The organism is Roseateles sp. FW305-36 (assembly GCF_058787015.1).
This window is the reverse complement of the sequence record NZ_JBYSZK010000001.1, coordinates 1-15,744: the sequence shown is the minus strand read 5'-3', so window position 1 is coordinate 15,744 and position 15,744 is coordinate 1. Positions and strand designations below refer to the sequence as shown.

Here is a 15,744-nt window from a genome sequence, read left to right as displayed (position 1 = left end):
GGCTCGTATCACCTGAGCCTGGAGGTCACGCAGGGCCGCGAGAATTCGCGCCGACCCCGCTGCTTCGTTTTCCCTTCGATGTCTCTGCTCAAGCGCCTGCTGGCCTGGTTCCAGCCCGACACCTCGCGTCCCCTGACCCAGGCTTGGCTGGCCGCCCTGTGGATGGGCTTGTTGGCCAACTGGCCGCTGTGGAAGCAGCTTCAGGCCATGCCCGGCATCGGTGTGGGTTTCATCATCGCCTTCGCCGGCATGGTGATCGCCGCGACCGGTGCCGTGCTCAGCCTGCTGGCTTGGCCGCGCCTCATCAAGGGCGTCATCGCGCTGCTGCTGCTGGCGGCCGGTGCCCTGGCCTATTTCATCGGCAGCTACGGCATCGTCTTCGATCCCACCATGGTCGTGAACATGCTGCAGACCGATGCGCGCGAGACGCGCGACCTGCTGAGCTGGAAGCTGCTGGCCAGCCTGCTGTTGCTGGGTGCCCTGCCCGCCTGGTGGCTGCTGCGCCGGCCGGCGGCGCCGGCCCAAGGCTTCCCGAAGCGCCTGGGCGGCAACCTCGCCGCCTTCGGCCTCGCCGTCGTCGCCATGGTGCTGCTGGCCCTGAGCGTGTTCGCGACGCTGTCGTCGACGATGCGCAACTACAAGACCATCCGCTACATGGTCACGCCGCTGAACGCCGTCTATTCGGTCAGCGCCGTCGGCGTGCGCAGCCTCTCCGGTCCCAAGGGCCCGCCGGTCGTCATCGGTGCCGACGCGCACCTGCTGCCGCGCGCCGAGGGCGCCAAGCCGCCGCTGCTGCTCTTCGTCGTCGGTGAGACCGCCCGCGCCATGAACTTCAGCCTCAACGGCTATGCGCGGCCGACCAACCCGGAGCTGTCCAAGCTGCAAGGCGCCAGCCTGGTGAGCCTGCGCCAGGTGACGTCCTGCGGCACGGCCACGGCCGCCTCCCTGCCCTGCATGTTCGCGCCCCAGGGCCGCGCCGATTTCGACGCCGGCAAACCGCAGGAGAACCTGCTCGACGTGCTGCAGCGCGCCGGCCTGGCCGTGCTGTGGCTGGACAACCAGAGCGGCTGCAAGGGCCTGTGCGACCGCGTGCCCAACAGCCCGACGTCCAAGCTGCCCCAGGGCGCCGCGGCGCTGACGGCAGGCCTGTGCCACAAGGACGAACTGGGTGAAGAGGAATGCTTCGACGAAGCCCTGCTGCATGAGCTCGACAAGCGCATCGCCGCGCTGGACCCCGAGCGCCTCAAGCGCGGCCTCGTCCTCGTCATGCACCAGATGGGCAGCCACGGCCCGGCCTATTTCAAGCGTTCGCCGGACGACCTCAAACCCTTCCAACCCGAGTGCAAGCGCAACCTGCTGCAGGAATGCGAGCGCCAGCAGGTCGTCAACGGCTATGACAACACCCTGGTGACGACCGACCGCCTGCTGGCCCGCTCCATCGCCTGGTTGCAAACCCAGCAGACGCGCTTCGACACCGGCATGCTCTACGTCTCCGACCACGGCGAGTCCCTGGGCGAGAACGGCCTCTATCTGCACGGCATGCCGTACGCCATGGCGCCGGATGAGCAGACCCATGTGCCCATGGTGCTGTGGGCGCCCGAGGGCGGCGACCTGGCGAAGTCGCTCAAGCCCGGCTGCCTGGCCGGCCTGCGCGACAAGCCGGCCTCGCATGACAACCTCTTCCATACGGTGATGGGTTGGGTGGGCGCGCGGGCGGATGTCTACAGGGCGGAGTGGGATTTGTTGGCGGGTTGCCGGAGCTAGAACAGATCGCCCTGCGCCGAAGGCTTGCGCGGCGGCTTGAATAGAGCCAGCTGCACCGGCCTTCGCTCCGTCCTCATCCCCAGCTTAACCACCACCCGCCGCAGCCGCGCGCGCAGCAGGTCGGCCCAGATGCCCTCGCCGGTGAACCGCTTGCCGAAGCGTGCATCGTTGTCCTTGCCGCCGCGCATGTCGCGGATGCGGGCCATGACCCGGTCGGCGCGCTCGGGGAAATGACGCTGCAGCCAGTCCTGGAACAGCGGATTGACCTCCCAGGGCAGGCGGATCGGAATGCTGAAGGCGCTGCTGGCACCGGCCGCATGGGCCGCCTCCAGGATGTGCTCCAGCTCGGGCTCGTTGATGAAGGGAATGATGGGCGACACGCTGACGCCCACCGGCACGCCCGCATCCGCCAGCGCCTTGATGGTGCGCAGCCGCCGCGCCGGGGCCGCCGCGCGAGGCTCGAGGATGCGGGCCAGCTCGTTGTCCAGCGTCGTGATCGACAGATAGACCGACACCAGGCCCTGCGCCGCCATCGGCGCGATCAGGTCCAGCTCGCGCTCGATGCCGCTGGACTTGGTGACGACCGAAAAGGGGTGACTCGTTTCCGCCAGCACCTCGACGAGGCGCCGCGTGATGCCGAGCTTGCGCTCGATGGGCTGGTAAGCATCCGTGGCCGTGCCCAGCACCAGCGAGCGCGGCTCGTACCTCGAGCCCGCCAGCGTCTCGCGCAGGCGCTCGGCGGCGTTGATCTTGGCCACGATGCGGGTCTCGAAGTCCAACCCCGGTGACAGGTTCAGATAGCTGTGCGTCGGCCGCGCGAAGCAGTAGACGCAGCCATGCTCACAACCGCGATACGGGTTGATCGAATAGTCGAAGCTGATGTCGGGCGACTGGTTGCTGGTGACGATCTTCTTCGCCTGCTCCTCGATGACCTCGGTGGCCGGTGGCAGGTGCTCCTCGGTCGCCTCCTGGTCCAGCGAACCCCAGCCGTCGTCGTACTGCTCGCGCTCGCGCTGCTCGAAGCGATGCGGCATGGCCGTCGCCGTGCCGCGGCCCTTGATGGAGTCCAGCGGAACCAGGGCCGGCTGGGCAGCGGCGATGCGGGTGGGAGCGGGCGACATACTGTAAATATATACAGTATGCGACCAAGGGCAAAAGCCATGACCCTGCTGGATTCCGGGCATGCCGACTCGACCCGGCTTGCCGAGCGCTGGACGCGCACCCGCCGCCGCAGGCCAGACTCCTGAAGCGCCGGGATAATCCGCCGGCCCCTGGTTCTCCTGCGCCTGCCGACCGGCGCGCAAGCCCGCCTGCATGCCTCTCGACGCGAATCCCGGCACCCCGGCCCGCCTGCGTGATCAACGCGACTATCTGCGCCTGCTGGGCGCCCGCGTGACCGGCGGCGCCGCCAACCAGATGCTGATGGTGGCCCTGGGCTGGCAGATGTATGACCTGACCTCCAGCGCCTGGGACCTGGGCCTGGTGGGCCTCGCGCAATTCCTGCCCGCCCTGCTGCTGACGCTGCCGGCCGGTCATCTCGTCGACCAGCGCGACCGCAGGCTGCTGCTGGCCGCAAGCCTCGGCATGCAATGCCTGGCCGCGACCTGCCTGGCGCTGGGCAGCGCGGGGCACTGGGTGGGGCCGCGGCTCATCCTCATGCTGTCCATCCTGCTGGGTTGTGCGCGGGCGCTGCAGATGCCATCGCAGCAGGCCCTGATGCCCATGCTGGTGACGCCCATCCTGCTGCCGCGTGCCGTGGCGGCGGCCAGTTCGACCATGCAGGTCTCCATCATTGCCGGCCCGGCCCTGGGGGGTGCCCTCTATGCCTTGGGGCCCACCATCGCGTCGGGACTCGGCCATGCCGGCGACGCGGCACATTGGGGCGCGGCGCTGGTCTACAGCGTGTCGCTGCTGCTGCTGCTCGCGGCCATCGCCAACGTGTTGACCATCCGCCATCGCGCCGTCCAGCCGCGCCGCGCCGCGCCCGATCTGGCGCAGCTGACGGCGGGCATCCGTTTCATCTGGCAGCGCCCCGTCGTGCTCGGCGCCATCTCGCTGGACCTGTTCGCCGTGCTGCTTGGCGGCGCCACGGCGCTGCTGCCCATCTTCGCGAGGGACATCCTGCACACCGGCCCGGAAGGGCTGGGCCTGCTGCGGGCAGCGCCGGCCCTGGGCGCGGTGATCGTCGGCGTCTGGCTGGCCCGCCATCCCATCGCGCGCCGCGCCGGCCGCTGGCTGCTCGGCGCCGTGGCGCTGTTCGGTCTGACCATGATCGCCTTTGCGCTGACGACCTCCTTCCTGCTCGCCTTCGCCGTGCTGGCCGTCAGCGGCGCCGCCGACATGGTCAGCGTCGTCATCCGCCAGTCGCTGGTGCAACTCGAGACACCAGACGAGATGCGTGGTCGCGTCGGTGCCGTGAACTCGGTCTTCATCGGCGCGAGCAACCAGCTCGGCGAGTTCGAATCGGGCGCCACGGCGGCCCTGCTCGGTCCCGTGGGCTCGGTACTGCTCGGCGGCTTGGGCACGCTGGCCGTCGTCGGGCTGTGGTTCAAGCTTTTCCCGGCCCTGGCGAAACGGGATGGCTTGCAGCACTGATGTCGTCGCGTAGGGCATGGCCTACGCCCGCCCGCGGCCTTGACGAGATGGCCAGCGGCCCCTCTCGCACCTGGAGTTGAATCGTCGGAAGCCGGAGCTGTAGCCTCAACAGGCCGCTCAAGGGCCAACGACTGAAGGCCCGATGCCATGCGTCGGGCCTTCTCTATTTCAACGGCGGGTCAGTACTCGTCGCGCTCCACGCCCACATAGCCGGGCGCTAGGTTCTCGAACTTGGTGTGCATGCGCTGGAACATCAGCTTCACCGTGCCCACCGGGCCGTTACGCTGCTTGGCGATGATGATCTCCGCCACGCCCGGTTCCTTGCACTCGTCCTTGGTGTAGTACTCGTCGCGGTAGATGAACATGATGATGTCGGCATCCTGCTCGATGGCGCCGGACTCGCGCAGGTCGGACATCATGGGCCGCTTGTCGGGACGCTGCTCCACCGAGCGGTTCAGCTGCGACAACGCGATGACGGGGCAGCGCAGCTCCTTGGCCAGGGCCTTCAGGCCACGCGAGATCTCGCCCAGCACGGTGGCGCGGTTCTCCTCGCTGCCACCGCCGCTGCCAGACATCAGCTGCAGGTAGTCGATGACGATGAGGCCGAGCTGACCGCTGATGCGTGCCTGCCGACGCGCGCGGGCACGCACCTCGCTGGGCGACAGGCCCGGGCTCTCGTCAATGTAGATGGCGGCCTTGCCGAGCTTGTCGACGGCTTCGGACAGACGGCCCCATTCGTCGTCCTTGAGCTGGCCGGTGCGCAGATGGCTCTGGTCGATGCGGCCGATGGAGCCGACCATCCGCAGGGCGAGCTGGGCGGCGCCCATTTCCATCGAGTAGATGACGACGGGCAGGCCTTCGTTGATGGCCACGTTCTCGGCGATGTTGACCGCGAACGCGGTCTTGCCCATCGAAGGGCGCGCGGCGAGCACGATGAGGTCGCCCGGCTGCAGGCCGGCCGTCTGCTTGTCGAGGTCGTAGAAGCCGGTGCGCACGCCGGTCACGTCCTGATAGCCAGCCTCAGCCAGCTCGTTGACGCGATCGATCAGCGCAACAACCAGGTTGTCCATGCTCTGGAAACCCTGGCGGCTGCGCGAGCCTTCTTCGCCGATCTTGAAGATCTTGCCCTCGGCCTCGTCCAGGATCTGCGTGACGGCGCGGCCCTGCGGGTTCATTGCCGCGGTGGCGATCTCGTCGGATGTCGACACCAGCTTGCGCAGGATGGCGCGCTCGCGAACGATCTCGGCATAACGGCGCAGATTGGCGGCACTCGGCACGCTCTGGGCCAGCGCGTTCAGATAGGCCAGGCCACCGCACTCCTCGGCGCGGCCGACGGACGTGAGTTCGTCGAAGACCGTCACCACGTCGGCGGGCTTGCCGGCGTTGACGAGCTTGCCGATGGCCGTGTAGACATGCTTGTGCTCGAAGCGATAGAAGTCGCTGTCGGTCAGCAGGTCGGCGGCGCGGTCCCAGGCCGAGTTGTCGATCAGCAGGCCGCCAAGCACGCTCTGCTCGGCCTCGACCGAGTGCGGCGGTACGCGCAGCCGCGCGACCTCATCGTCTTGCGGTGCGGCGGAGGAGGAAGCGGGAAAGATCGCGGACATGCCTGTGGATAAAGCTGTGAACGGATTGGGAGCAACCGGTGGGCGGCGCGGGAAAACTCAGGCCATAAAAACCGAAGGCCGAAACCCTGAGGGTATCGGCCTTCGTTCGATGATGCGGCGACCAAGTGTCACCGCGCCATCAGGGGAAGCGAGATTTACTCGGCTTCAGCAACCACCTGGACGGTGATTTCGACGACGACGTCGGTGTGGGCGGCAACGTTCACCGGGAACTCGCCGACGGTCTTCAGCGGACCGTTGGGCAGGCGCACTTGCGACTTGGCGATGGCATTGCCACCCTTGGTCAGCGCGTCAGCCACGTCGGCGTTGGTCACCGAGCCGAACAGACGGCCGTCCACGCCGGCCTTCTGGGCGATGCGGACGGTCTTGCCGGCGATGGCTTCACCCAGCTTCTGGGCTTCGGCCAGCTTGGCGGCGGCGATCTTTTCGAGTTCGGCGCGCTTGGCTTCGAATTCCTTGATCGCGGACTCGGTGGCACGACGGGCGGCCTTGGTCGGGATCAGGAAGTTGCGGGCATAACCGTCCTTGACCTTGACGACGTCGCCGAGGTTGCCGAGGTTGGCCACTTTTTCGAGCAGGATCACTTGCATGTCGTCAGCTCCTTAGACCTTGTGCTGGTCGCTGTACGGCAGCAGGGCCAGGAAGCGCGCACGCTTGATGGACACCGTCAGCTGACGCTGGAAGAAGGCGCGCGTGCCGGTCAGGCGGGCGGGCGTGATCTTGCCGTTTTCGGAGATGAAATCGCGCAGCGTGTCGATGTCCTTGTAGTCGATCTGCTCGACACCGGCGACGGTGAAGCGGCAGAAACGCTTGCGACGGAACAGCAACGATTGTTGGTTGCGCTTGGGCTTCTTGTCCTTGGAGAAGCGACCTTTGCCACGAAGAGGGGGCATGTTGGACCTCTGTTAAATCTATCCGGATTCAATACATCCAGGTCTCAGGAAGCAGCGGGTTCGATCACGGTGACATGGGCGATGAAGCCCCGGCCGTTGCGCTGGTGGGTCAGGAAGCCGCGAAAGATCGCGATGCCACCGACTCCCAGCGCCTGCAACTGCTTGGCCACGTCGCCCACCGCGACCGCCTTGATCTCCAGGGAGATCTTGCGCGGTTTGCCGGCTTCGATGACTTCGGACTCAGCCTTGAGGCTTGCGTCCAGGGCCATCAGCCCGGCGGGGGTGTAACGGATCAGACCGAGTTGCTGGATCTGTGCCTGCAGGTGAAGCTGGTTCACTCAGTAAGCACGCTGCTCGAAAAACCTGGTTCTTTTAGCGATGAGCAGTGCTCAGGCCGCTTCCTGTTGCGGAGCCTTGCGGGCTTCTTCGCGCTCGACAGCCTTCATCATGACCGAGGGGGTCGTGATGGCCTTGTCCTGAACCACGGTGAGGTGGCGCAGCACGGCGTCGTTGAAGCGGAAGCCGGTCTCGAGCTCAGCCAGGATTTCCTTGCTGCACTCGATGTTCAGGCACAGGTAGTGGGCCTTGGCGAGCTTCTGGATCAGGTAAGCCATCTGGCGACGGCCCCAGTCCTCGACTCGGTGCACGACACCACCACCGGTGGTGATCAGGCCCTTGTAGCGCTCCAGCATGGCCGGAACCTGTTCGCTTTGATCCGGATGGATCAGCAGAACGATTTCGTAGTGACGCATTTTTACTCCTTGTGGATTCCAGCCCGGCGCTGTCGAAAGTGACTACCGGTCTGTGGAAGCCGCATCACGGCGTCTACACGCGGTGCGGCAAGGGGGAACCAAGGATTCTAGCCTGGAAGGCGGGAACGGCCAAATCAGCGTCCAAAGTCAGGCCCTGGGGCGACTGCGCAATCCATCGACGAAGTCACGGTCGCGCTGACTTGGCGCGGCGGTCAGCAAGCTGACCAGGGCCAGGACCAAGGCCCCGGCCGGCACGCCGAAAAGGCCCGCGGAGGCGGGCTGGATGTCCCAGATCAGCGTCGCCGGGCCTGGCAAGCCGATCAAGGCCCGAGCGCCGGGGTGGGCGATGACGAGATAGCCGAGGCAGATGACCAGGCCGGTCAGCATGCCGGCCAATGCGCCGGCGCGGTTGGCGCGGCGCCAGAACACGCCGGCGACCAGGGCCGGGAAGAAGGTCGAGCCGGCAATGGAAAAGGCCGCCGTGACAACGGCCAGAATGTCGGCCGGCCGGCTGGACGCCACCGCCGCGGCCGCCAGGGCCGCCGCCAGCAGCAGGGCCTTGGACAACGTGACGCGCCGCGTGCGCGAGGCGTCGGGGTTGATGGCCTTGTAGTAGAGGTCGTGGGACAGGGCGCTGGAAATGGCCAGCAGCAGGCCGTCCGCCGTGGACAGGGCCGCCGCCAGGCCGCCGGCAGCCACCATGCCGGAGATGACATAGGGCAGGCCGCCCAGTTCGGGCATGACCAGCATGACCAGGTCGGGATGCAGGCGCAGCTCGCCCAGTTGCAACTTGCCGTCGCCATTCAGGTCCACCGCCGAGAGCAAGGTCGGGTCGACACGCTGCCACTGGCGAATCCAGGCCGGCAACTGGTCGAAGGAGGTCCCTACCAGGCTGTTGAAGACCTCGGTCTTGACCATCACGGCCAGGGCCGGCGCCGTCAGATAAAGCAGGCAGATGAAGACCAGGGACCAGGCGACCGACTGGCGCGCCGTGCTGACGGAAGTGGTCGTGTAGTAGCGCGTCAGCAGATGGGGCAGGCCGGCCGTGCCGACCATCAGGCACAGGGCCAGGGCAATGAAATTGCGCCGCGCCGCGCTGGCCTGCTCGCGCTCCGGTGGGCTACCGTCGGGGTTGCCGGCAAAGGGTTGCGTATGGGGCACGAGGCCGGACAGCGGCTGGGCCAGCTGGGCCTCGCTGACCTGCTCGCGCCGCCAGCGCTCCTCGGCCTCGGGCGGCGTGCGCGGCAGGGCGGCGCGCTGCTTCTCGGCGGCCTGGATGCGGGCCAGCGGTGCGTCCTGGGCCTTCAGCGCGGCGACCTGGGCAGCCGCCCTCGCCTGCTCGTCGGCCAGGGCCTGGGGCACGTTGGCCAGGCGGGCCGCGGCCTCATCGGCGCGCTGCTGATGGATGGCGCGCACCTGCAGTTCGCCCGGATCGCGCATCAGCTCGCGCTCGCGCTCGGCCAACTGGTGCAGCTGCTGGCCGTAGACCAGTTGGGGCAGCGGCCAGCCGGTCTGCTTGACGCTGAGCCAGATGACCGGCACCAGATAGGCCAGGATCATGATGAGGTACTGGGCCACCTGGGTCCAGGTGACGGCCCGCATGCCGCCCAGGAAGGAGCAGACCAGCACACCGCCCAGGCCGACGAAGACGCCGACCTCGAAGCCCAGACCCGTCAGCCGCGTCGTGATCAGGCCGACGCCGTAGATCTGAGCGACCAGGTAGACGAAGGAGACCAGGATGGCGGCGCAGGCGCCCACCAGCCGCAGCGCGCGACTGTCGAAGCGCTCGGCCAGGAAGTCGCCGAGGGTGAACTGCCCGAAGCGGCGCAGATAGGGCGCGATGCACAGGGCCACCAGCACGAAGCCGCCCGTCCAGCCCAGCACATAGGCCAGGCCCGCGTAGCCGCTGGCGTAGAGGGTGCCGGCCAGGCCGATGAAGGTGGCGGCGCTCATCCAGTCGGCGCCCGCGGCCATGCCGTTGTACAGCGGCGGCACGCGCCGGCCGGCGACGAAGTATTCGGCCGGGTCGGTGGTGCGGCAGAGGATGCCGATGACGGCGTAGACGGCCACCGTCACGCCCAGGAAGGTGTAGCCGATCCACGCCTTGGGCAGGCCGCGACTCTCGGCCAGGCCCAGGCCGACGACCATCGCGATGAAGCTCAGCGCGAAAAGGGCGTAGCGGCGGTGGAGAAGGCGGGCGGACACGGTCGCCATCATCGGCAACAAAAAGCCCGGGTTCCCCTGCGGAGAACCCGGGCCGATCTTGAATCGCGAAGGCTTACTTGGCGGCCAGGCGCTGCCAGGTCTCGATCACCGTGTCGGGGTTCAGCGAGATCGACACGATGCCTTCCTCGGCCAGCCAGTCGGCGAAGTCGGGGTGGTCGCTGGGGCCCTGGCCACAGATGCCGATGTATTTGCCGGTGGCGCGGCAGGCGCGGATGGCGCGCGAGATCATGGCCTTGACGGCCGGGTCACGCTCGTCGAAATCGCCGGCCAGTTGCTCCAGGCCCGAGTCGCGGTCCAGGCCGAGTGTGAGCTGCGTCAGGTCGTTGGAGCCGATGGACATGCCGTCGAAATGCTCCAGGAACTGCTCGGCCAGGATGGCATTGCTCGGCACCTCGCACATCATGATGACGCGCAGGCCGTCGACGCCGCGCTTGAGACCCTTCTCGGCCAGCATCGTCACGACCTTCTCGGCCTGCTTCACGGTGCGCACGAAGGGCACCATGATCTCGATGTTGGTCAGGCCCATCTCCTTGCGCACTCGCTTGAGAGCCTCGCACTCCATCGCGAAGGCGTCCTGGAACTCGCCGCTGATGTAGCGGGAAGCGCCGCGGAAGCCGAGCATGGGGTTCTCTTCGTCCGGCTCGTAGCGGCTGCCGCCGATGAGCTTGCGGTACTCGTTGGACTTGAAGTCCGACAGGCGCACGATGACCGGACGCGGGAAGAAGGCGGCGGCAATCGTCGCGATGCCTTCGGCCAGCTTGTCCACGTAGAAGGCGCGCGGCGAGGCATGGCCGCGGGCCACCGACTCGACGGCCTTCTTCAGGTCGGCGTCGATGTTCGGATAGTCCAGGATGGCCTTGGGGTGGACGCCGATGTTGTTGTTGATGATGAACTCGAGGCGGGCCAGGCCCACGCCGCCCGAGGGCATCTGCGCGAAGTTGAAAGCCAGCTGCGGGTTGCCGACGTTCATCATGATCTTGATGGGGCAGTACGGCAGTTCGCCGCGGTGCACCTCGCTGACCTCGGTCTCCAGCAGGCCGTCGTAGATGTAGCCGGTGTCGCCTTCCGAGCAGGCCACGGTGACGAGCTGGCCGTCCTTGAGCTTGGTCGTCGCGTCGCCGCAGCCGACGACGGCCGGAATGCCCAGTTCACGCGCAATGATGGCCGCGTGGCAGGTGCGGCCGCCGCGGTTGGTGACGATGGCGCTGGCGCGCTTCATGACCGGTTCCCAGTTCGGGTCGGTCATGTCGGTGACGAGGACGTCGCCCGGCTGCACGCGCTCCATCTCGGCGACGCTGTCGACGAGGCGGACCGGGCCGGTGCCGATCTTCTGGCCGATGGCGCGGCCCTCGGCCAGCACGGCGCTGTGGGCCTTGAGCTTGTAGTGGTGCTCGACCTGGCCAGCGACCTGGCTCTTCACCGTCTCCGGGCGGGCCTGCAGGATGTAGAGCTTGCCGTCGACGCCGTCACGGCCCCATTCGATGTCCATCGCGCGGCCGTAGTGCTGCTCGATGATCATGGCGTACTGGGCCAGCTCGGTGACCTCGGCGTCGTTCAGCGAGTAGCGGTTGCGGTGTTCGGGCACCACGTCCACCGTCTTGACCAGCTTGCCGGACGCCGCCTTCTCCTCCGGCGTCGCGAACTCCATGCGGATCAGCTTGGAGCCCAGGTTGCGGCGGATGATGGCCAGCTTGCCGTTCTTCAGCGCCGGCTTGTGGACGTAGAACTCGTCCGGGTTCACGGCGCCCTGCACCACCGTCTCGCCCAGGCCGTAGCTGGAGGTGATGAAGACAACGTCCTGAAAGCCGCTCTCGGTGTCGATGGTGAACATGACGCCGGCCGAACCGAGGTCGCTGCGCACCATGCGCTGCACGCCGGCCGACAGGGCCACATCGTTGTGGGCGAAGCCCTTGTGGACGCGGTAGCTGATGGCGCGGTCGTTGTAGAGCGAGGCGAACACCTCGCGCATCTTGTGCAGCACCTCGTCGATGCCGACGACATTCAGAAAGGTCTCTTGCTGACCGGCGAAGGAGGCGTCAGGCAGGTCTTCGGCCGTGGCGGACGAACGCACGGCGAAGGACACCCCCGGGTTGTCGGCCGTCAACTGCTCGAAGGACGAGCGCACGCCGGCTTCCAGGTCGGCCGGGAAGGGCTGGTTCTCGATCCAGCCGCGGATCTCGGCACCGGCCTCGGCCAGGGCGCGGACGTCGTCGGTGTTGAGCGTGCTCAGGCGCGCCGCGATGCGCGCGTCCAGACCCTCGTGCTTGAGGAACTGCCGGAAGGCATGCGCCGTGGTGGCGAAGCCTCCGGGGACGCGCACGCCGCTGGCGGCGAGCTGCGAGATCATTTCGCCGAGGCTGGCGTTCTTGCCGCCAACTGCCTCGACATCGCTCATCCTCAGGTTCTCAAACGGTACGACCAGGGCGGTCGCCTCGAACAGGGTGGACATGGGAAAACTCCGGGAGGTTGAAAAACCGGTGTCGTCGCGTCGTCCGCGCCCGGGGCCGAGCCAATGTGCTCGAGGCAGGCGCGGCTCCATCCATTTCTGGATTCTTCTCGGAGGATGGGGCGGCGCATGGGGCTGATCGCGAGGAATTGCGGCGGATTCTAGGCTCCGGGTTTCACCTGGGTACGAAAGAAGGCCGTGCAATAAGTCCGGCCATCTCGCAACGCCCCCTCTTTCGGGGTGTCGTGAAATCGTTGTCAGCCAGCTGATGCACATCAGGTTTCGGCGGCCGAGGCTGTGCACAATGCCCCGCGTGACGACCGAATCCGCACCCGACGTCAACCCGCACTACCTGGATCATGTGATCCAGACCGGGGAGTCCCGCTCCGTCGAGGCGGGGGAAGACATCGTCAGTCAGAACGGCATCAAGCTGCTGGCCAAGGGCGCCAAGATCAATGACAAGGTGCGGGACCGGCTGCTGATGCACAAGCTGCAGAAGCCGCTCGAGGACTGCATCCAGGTCGTCGACGGCGTCATGCCGGAGAGCTTCGGCCCGCTGGGTCAGGCCCTGTTCGAGCAGCACCCGCTGCTGCGCGCCCTCTGCGCCCACGACCTCTATCCCAGTGCGCCGGCCACGCTGGCCACGCTCAAGCTGAGCGCGCCGGTGCAGTCGCTGCTGACGGTGTATGCCGAATACCAGGGCGACCGCCTCAAGCACACCGTCGGCGTCGCCATGCTGGCCCTGGCCCTGGCGCGGCGCCTGCTGCCCGGCGAGACCGAACAGCACAAGAGGCTGGCCCTGGCCGGCCTGCTGCACGACGTGGGCGAGCTCTACATCGACCCGCAGTACATGCGCCCCGGGACGCCGCTGGGGCCGCAGGAATGGCGGCATGTGGCCTCCCATCCCGTCGTCGGTGAGCGCGTGCTGCGCGGCATGCCGGGCGCCGGCAAGGAGGTCGCCAGCGCCGTGCTGCACCACCACGAGCGCCTGGACGGCTTCGGCTACCCGCGCGGCGTGCAGGGTGCCGCCCTGCCCCTGGCGGGCCAGATCCTGGCGGCTGCGGAATGGTTGATGGCCCTCATCGAGACGGGCGTGACGCCGCTGACGCGGGCCAGCGTCGCCACCAAACTCATCCCCGGCGAATTCAGCCGCGAGCTGACCGAGGCCATCACGGCCGCGGCCCAGGCCGACCAGACTCCGGCCGCCAAGCCCGTCGAGCCCCAGCCACTGGAAATGGCCATCCCGCGCGTCGTCAACATCGCGGCCATGCTCAAACGGTTTCGCGAAGCCCGACCGTGGATCGAGGACCGCATCGCCGCCGCGCGCCCGGGGCTCAAGGCGGTGCTGCAGGCCGGCCTGCAGCGCCTGCTGCGCATCCAGACGGCCTTCTCCAGCACGGGCCTGGACGCCCACGACCCCGATGCCCTCGTGGCCGTGCTGTCGGAGCAGCGCGACGCGGAGCTGCAGGTCGAGCTGATGACGGTGGTGGGTGAGCTGGAATGGCGGCTGCGCGAGCTGGAGCGCGAGTCCCTGCTGCGCGCCGGCCTGCTGCCGGCCGAGGAAAGCGCCGTCATGCGCGAGCTGATCGCCAAGCTCAAAGGCGAAGGCTAGAGGCCCGTCGCTATCATGGCCGCGCCGTAACTCGATGGAATGCCGCCATGAATGCCCGAACCGTCTACTTCGTCTCTGACGGCACCGGCATCACCGCCGAGACCTTTGGCAACTCCATCCTGGCCCAGTTCTCCATCAAGGCCCGCCATGTGCGCCGGCCCTTCATCGACTCGGCCGACAAGGCCCATGCCGTCGTCGCCGAGATCAACGAGGCCGCGGTCCGCGAAGGCCAGCGCCCCATCGTGTTCGCCACGCTGGTGGACCGCGACGTGCTCAAGGTGGTGCGCGAGCACTGCCAGGGCCGCGTGATGGACATGTTCGGCACCTTCATCGAGCCGCTGGAGGACGAATTCGGCATCAAGAGCAACCACCGCGTGGGCCGCTTCTCGGACGTGGCCGAGAGCAAGGAGTACCACGACCGCATCGAGGCCATCAACTTCTCGCTGGCCCACGACGACGGCCAGTCCGCCCGCAACCTCGACGTGGCCGACGTCATCCTCGTCGGCGTGTCGCGCTCGGGCAAGACGCCGACCTCGCTCTACCTCGCCATGCAGCACGGCATCAAGGCCGCCAACTACCCGCTGATTCCCGAGGACTTCGAGCGCCGCAAGCTGCCCGCGCCGCTGCTGCCGCACAAGCGCAAATGCTTCGGCCTGACCATCGACCCCGAGCGCCTGGCCTCCATCCGCAACGAGCGCCGGCCCGGCAGCAAATACGCCGACCTGCTGAACTGCCGCTACGAAGTCAACGAGGCCGAGGCCATGATGAAGCGCGACGGCATATCCTGGCTGTCGTCCACGCACAAGTCCATCGAAGAGATCGCGACCACCATCCTGCGCGACATCCGGCCCGACCGTTTGATGTACTGATGCCGGTCCACGCCCTCCTCCTCGTCCTCACCGCCGCCCTCCTCCACGCCATCTGGAACCTCGCCGCCAAGCGCTGGGGCGGCGGCACGCATTTCGTCTTCAGCTGCGCCCTCGGCGTCTGCGTGCTGTGGCTGCCCGCCGTGTTGTGGGTGGGACTGGACGAACTGCCGCGCTGGTCGTGGCTGGCCTGGGGCTTTGTGGCGGCCAGCGCCGTCGTCCACCTCGGCTACTTCAACTGCCTGATCGCCGGCTACAGGGCCAGCGACCTGACCGTCGTCTACCCGGTAGCCCGTGGCAGCGGGCCCTTCCTGTCGGCCCTCGCAGCCGTCGTGCTGCTGGGCGAGCACCTGGGCGTCTACGGCGCGCTGGGCCTGGCGGGCGTCGTCGGCGGCATCCTGCTGATCACCCTGGGCCCGCGCCTCATCGGCCGCGGCGTCGTGGACCATGAAGCGACGGCACAGATACGCCGCCGCCACGGCGTCTACTGGGGCGCGGCCACCGGCACGCTGATCGCCGGCTACACGGTGCTGGACGGCTATGCGGTCAAGGTGCTGGCCGTGTCGCCGCTGATGCTGGACTACTTTGGCAATGTGCTGCGCGTGCCGCTGCAACTGCCCACGCTGCTGCGCCAGCCGCAAAGCTTCTGGCCCGAGTTGAAGCGCTCGTGGAAGGGCGTGCTCGCCGTGGCCGGCCTGGGGCCGCTGGCCTACATCCTGGTGCTGCTGGCCATGCGCGAGGCGCCGCTGTCGCGCGTGGCGCCGGCGCGCGAGGTGTCGATGCTGTTCGCGGCCCTGCTCGGTGGGCAGCTGCTGGGCGAGAGCGAGCGCGGCTGGCGCATCGCCGGTGCGGCGCTGATCGGCGCCGGGGTCATCGCACTGGCCGTCTAGGTGTGAAGGTTCAATAGGTTGTTGCGGGTGTTCACCCGGCGAGGTTTTGAGAGACTGGAAATCGCCAAACCCCCAGTC

13 protein-coding genes are annotated in these 15,744 nt (G+C 67.7%); 5 read left to right on the top strand and 8 right to left on the bottom strand.

From position 1 onward, the window contains the following. The first annotated feature begins 78 nt into the window (after positions 1 to 78). Positions 79 to 1,764 (top strand): phosphoethanolamine transferase, encoded by a 1,686-nt coding sequence (locus tag AC3WOE_RS00065; protein ID WP_492687455.1) that lies wholly within the window; start codon positions 79 to 81, stop codon positions 1,762 to 1,764. On the opposite strand, the gene AC3WOE_RS00060 is transcribed toward AC3WOE_RS00065, so the two are convergent. Further along, the gene (locus AC3WOE_RS00060; protein ID WP_492687454.1) at positions 1,761 to 2,885 is read right to left on the bottom strand and encodes a PA0069 family radical SAM protein; all 1,125 of its coding nucleotides are present in this window, start codon (positions 2,883 to 2,885) and stop codon (positions 1,761 to 1,763) included. The two genes, AC3WOE_RS00065 and AC3WOE_RS00060, sit on opposite strands and share 4 nt — an antisense overlap. 193 nt (positions 2,886 to 3,078) lie before the next feature. Here AC3WOE_RS00060 and AC3WOE_RS00055 point away from each other — a divergent pair, with 193 nt between their 5' ends. Continuing rightward, entirely contained in the window at positions 3,079 to 4,359 is a 1,281-nt protein-coding gene (locus AC3WOE_RS00055; protein WP_492687453.1) for an MFS transporter, read from the top strand. Positions 4,360 to 4,538: 179 nt separating this feature from the next. Here the strand turns inward: AC3WOE_RS00055 and dnaB are convergent, their stop codons facing one another. From dnaB to ppsA, 7 genes are all read right to left on the bottom strand, one after another. Further along, positions 4,539 to 5,963 carry a replicative DNA helicase gene (dnaB, locus tag AC3WOE_RS00050; protein WP_492687452.1) on the bottom strand — a complete coding sequence of 475 codons (1,425 nt, stop codon included), beginning with the start codon at positions 5,961 to 5,963 and terminating at the stop codon, positions 4,539 to 4,541. Positions 5,964 to 6,118: 155 nt separating this feature from the next. After that, entirely contained in the window at positions 6,119 to 6,571 is a 453-nt protein-coding gene (gene rplI / locus AC3WOE_RS00045) for a 50S ribosomal protein L9 (RefSeq protein ID WP_492687451.1), read from the bottom strand. A gap of 12 nt (positions 6,572 to 6,583) precedes the next feature. Beyond that, the gene (gene rpsR / locus AC3WOE_RS00040) at positions 6,584 to 6,874 is read right to left on the bottom strand and encodes a 30S ribosomal protein S18 (RefSeq protein ID WP_119045494.1); all 291 of its coding nucleotides are present in this window, start codon (positions 6,872 to 6,874) and stop codon (positions 6,584 to 6,586) included. 44 nt (positions 6,875 to 6,918) lie between these two features. Continuing rightward, positions 6,919 to 7,212, bottom strand: coding sequence for a primosomal replication protein N (gene priB / locus AC3WOE_RS00035; protein ID WP_492687450.1), 294 nt, complete (start codon positions 7,210 to 7,212; stop codon positions 6,919 to 6,921). 51 nt (positions 7,213 to 7,263) lie between these two features. Next, on the bottom strand, positions 7,264 to 7,626 hold the full coding sequence (rpsF, locus tag AC3WOE_RS00030) for a 30S ribosomal protein S6 (protein ID WP_492687449.1): 363 nt from the start codon (positions 7,624 to 7,626) through the stop codon (positions 7,264 to 7,266). A 147-nt stretch (positions 7,627 to 7,773) separates the two neighbouring features. Continuing rightward, positions 7,774 to 9,840, bottom strand: coding sequence for a sodium:solute symporter family protein (locus AC3WOE_RS00025; RefSeq protein WP_492687448.1), 2,067 nt, complete (start codon positions 9,838 to 9,840; stop codon positions 7,774 to 7,776). A gap of 64 nt (positions 9,841 to 9,904) precedes the next feature. After that, positions 9,905 to 12,301 carry a phosphoenolpyruvate synthase gene (gene ppsA, locus AC3WOE_RS00020; RefSeq protein ID WP_492687447.1) on the bottom strand — a complete coding sequence of 799 codons (2,397 nt, stop codon included), beginning with the start codon at positions 12,299 to 12,301 and terminating at the stop codon, positions 9,905 to 9,907. Positions 12,302 to 12,611: 310 nt separating this feature from the next. Here ppsA and AC3WOE_RS00015 point away from each other — a divergent pair, with 310 nt between their 5' ends. From AC3WOE_RS00015 to AC3WOE_RS00005, 3 genes are read left to right on the top strand one after another with little or no spacing between them, the layout of a single operon-like run. Next, positions 12,612 to 13,910, top strand: coding sequence for an HD-GYP domain-containing protein (locus tag AC3WOE_RS00015; protein WP_492687446.1), 1,299 nt, complete (start codon positions 12,612 to 12,614; stop codon positions 13,908 to 13,910). A 47-nt stretch (positions 13,911 to 13,957) separates the two neighbouring features. Beyond that, a complete protein-coding gene (gene ppsR / locus AC3WOE_RS00010; protein WP_492687445.1) occupies positions 13,958 to 14,779 on the top strand; it encodes a posphoenolpyruvate synthetase regulatory kinase/phosphorylase PpsR in 822 nt (273 codons plus the stop codon). Beyond that, positions 14,779 to 15,666, top strand: a complete 888-nt coding sequence (locus AC3WOE_RS00005) for an EamA family transporter (protein WP_492687444.1) — start codon at positions 14,779 to 14,781, stop codon at positions 15,664 to 15,666. Before ppsR ends, AC3WOE_RS00005 begins: the two co-directional genes overlap by 1 nt. The last annotated feature ends 78 nt before the right edge of the window (positions 15,667 to 15,744 follow it).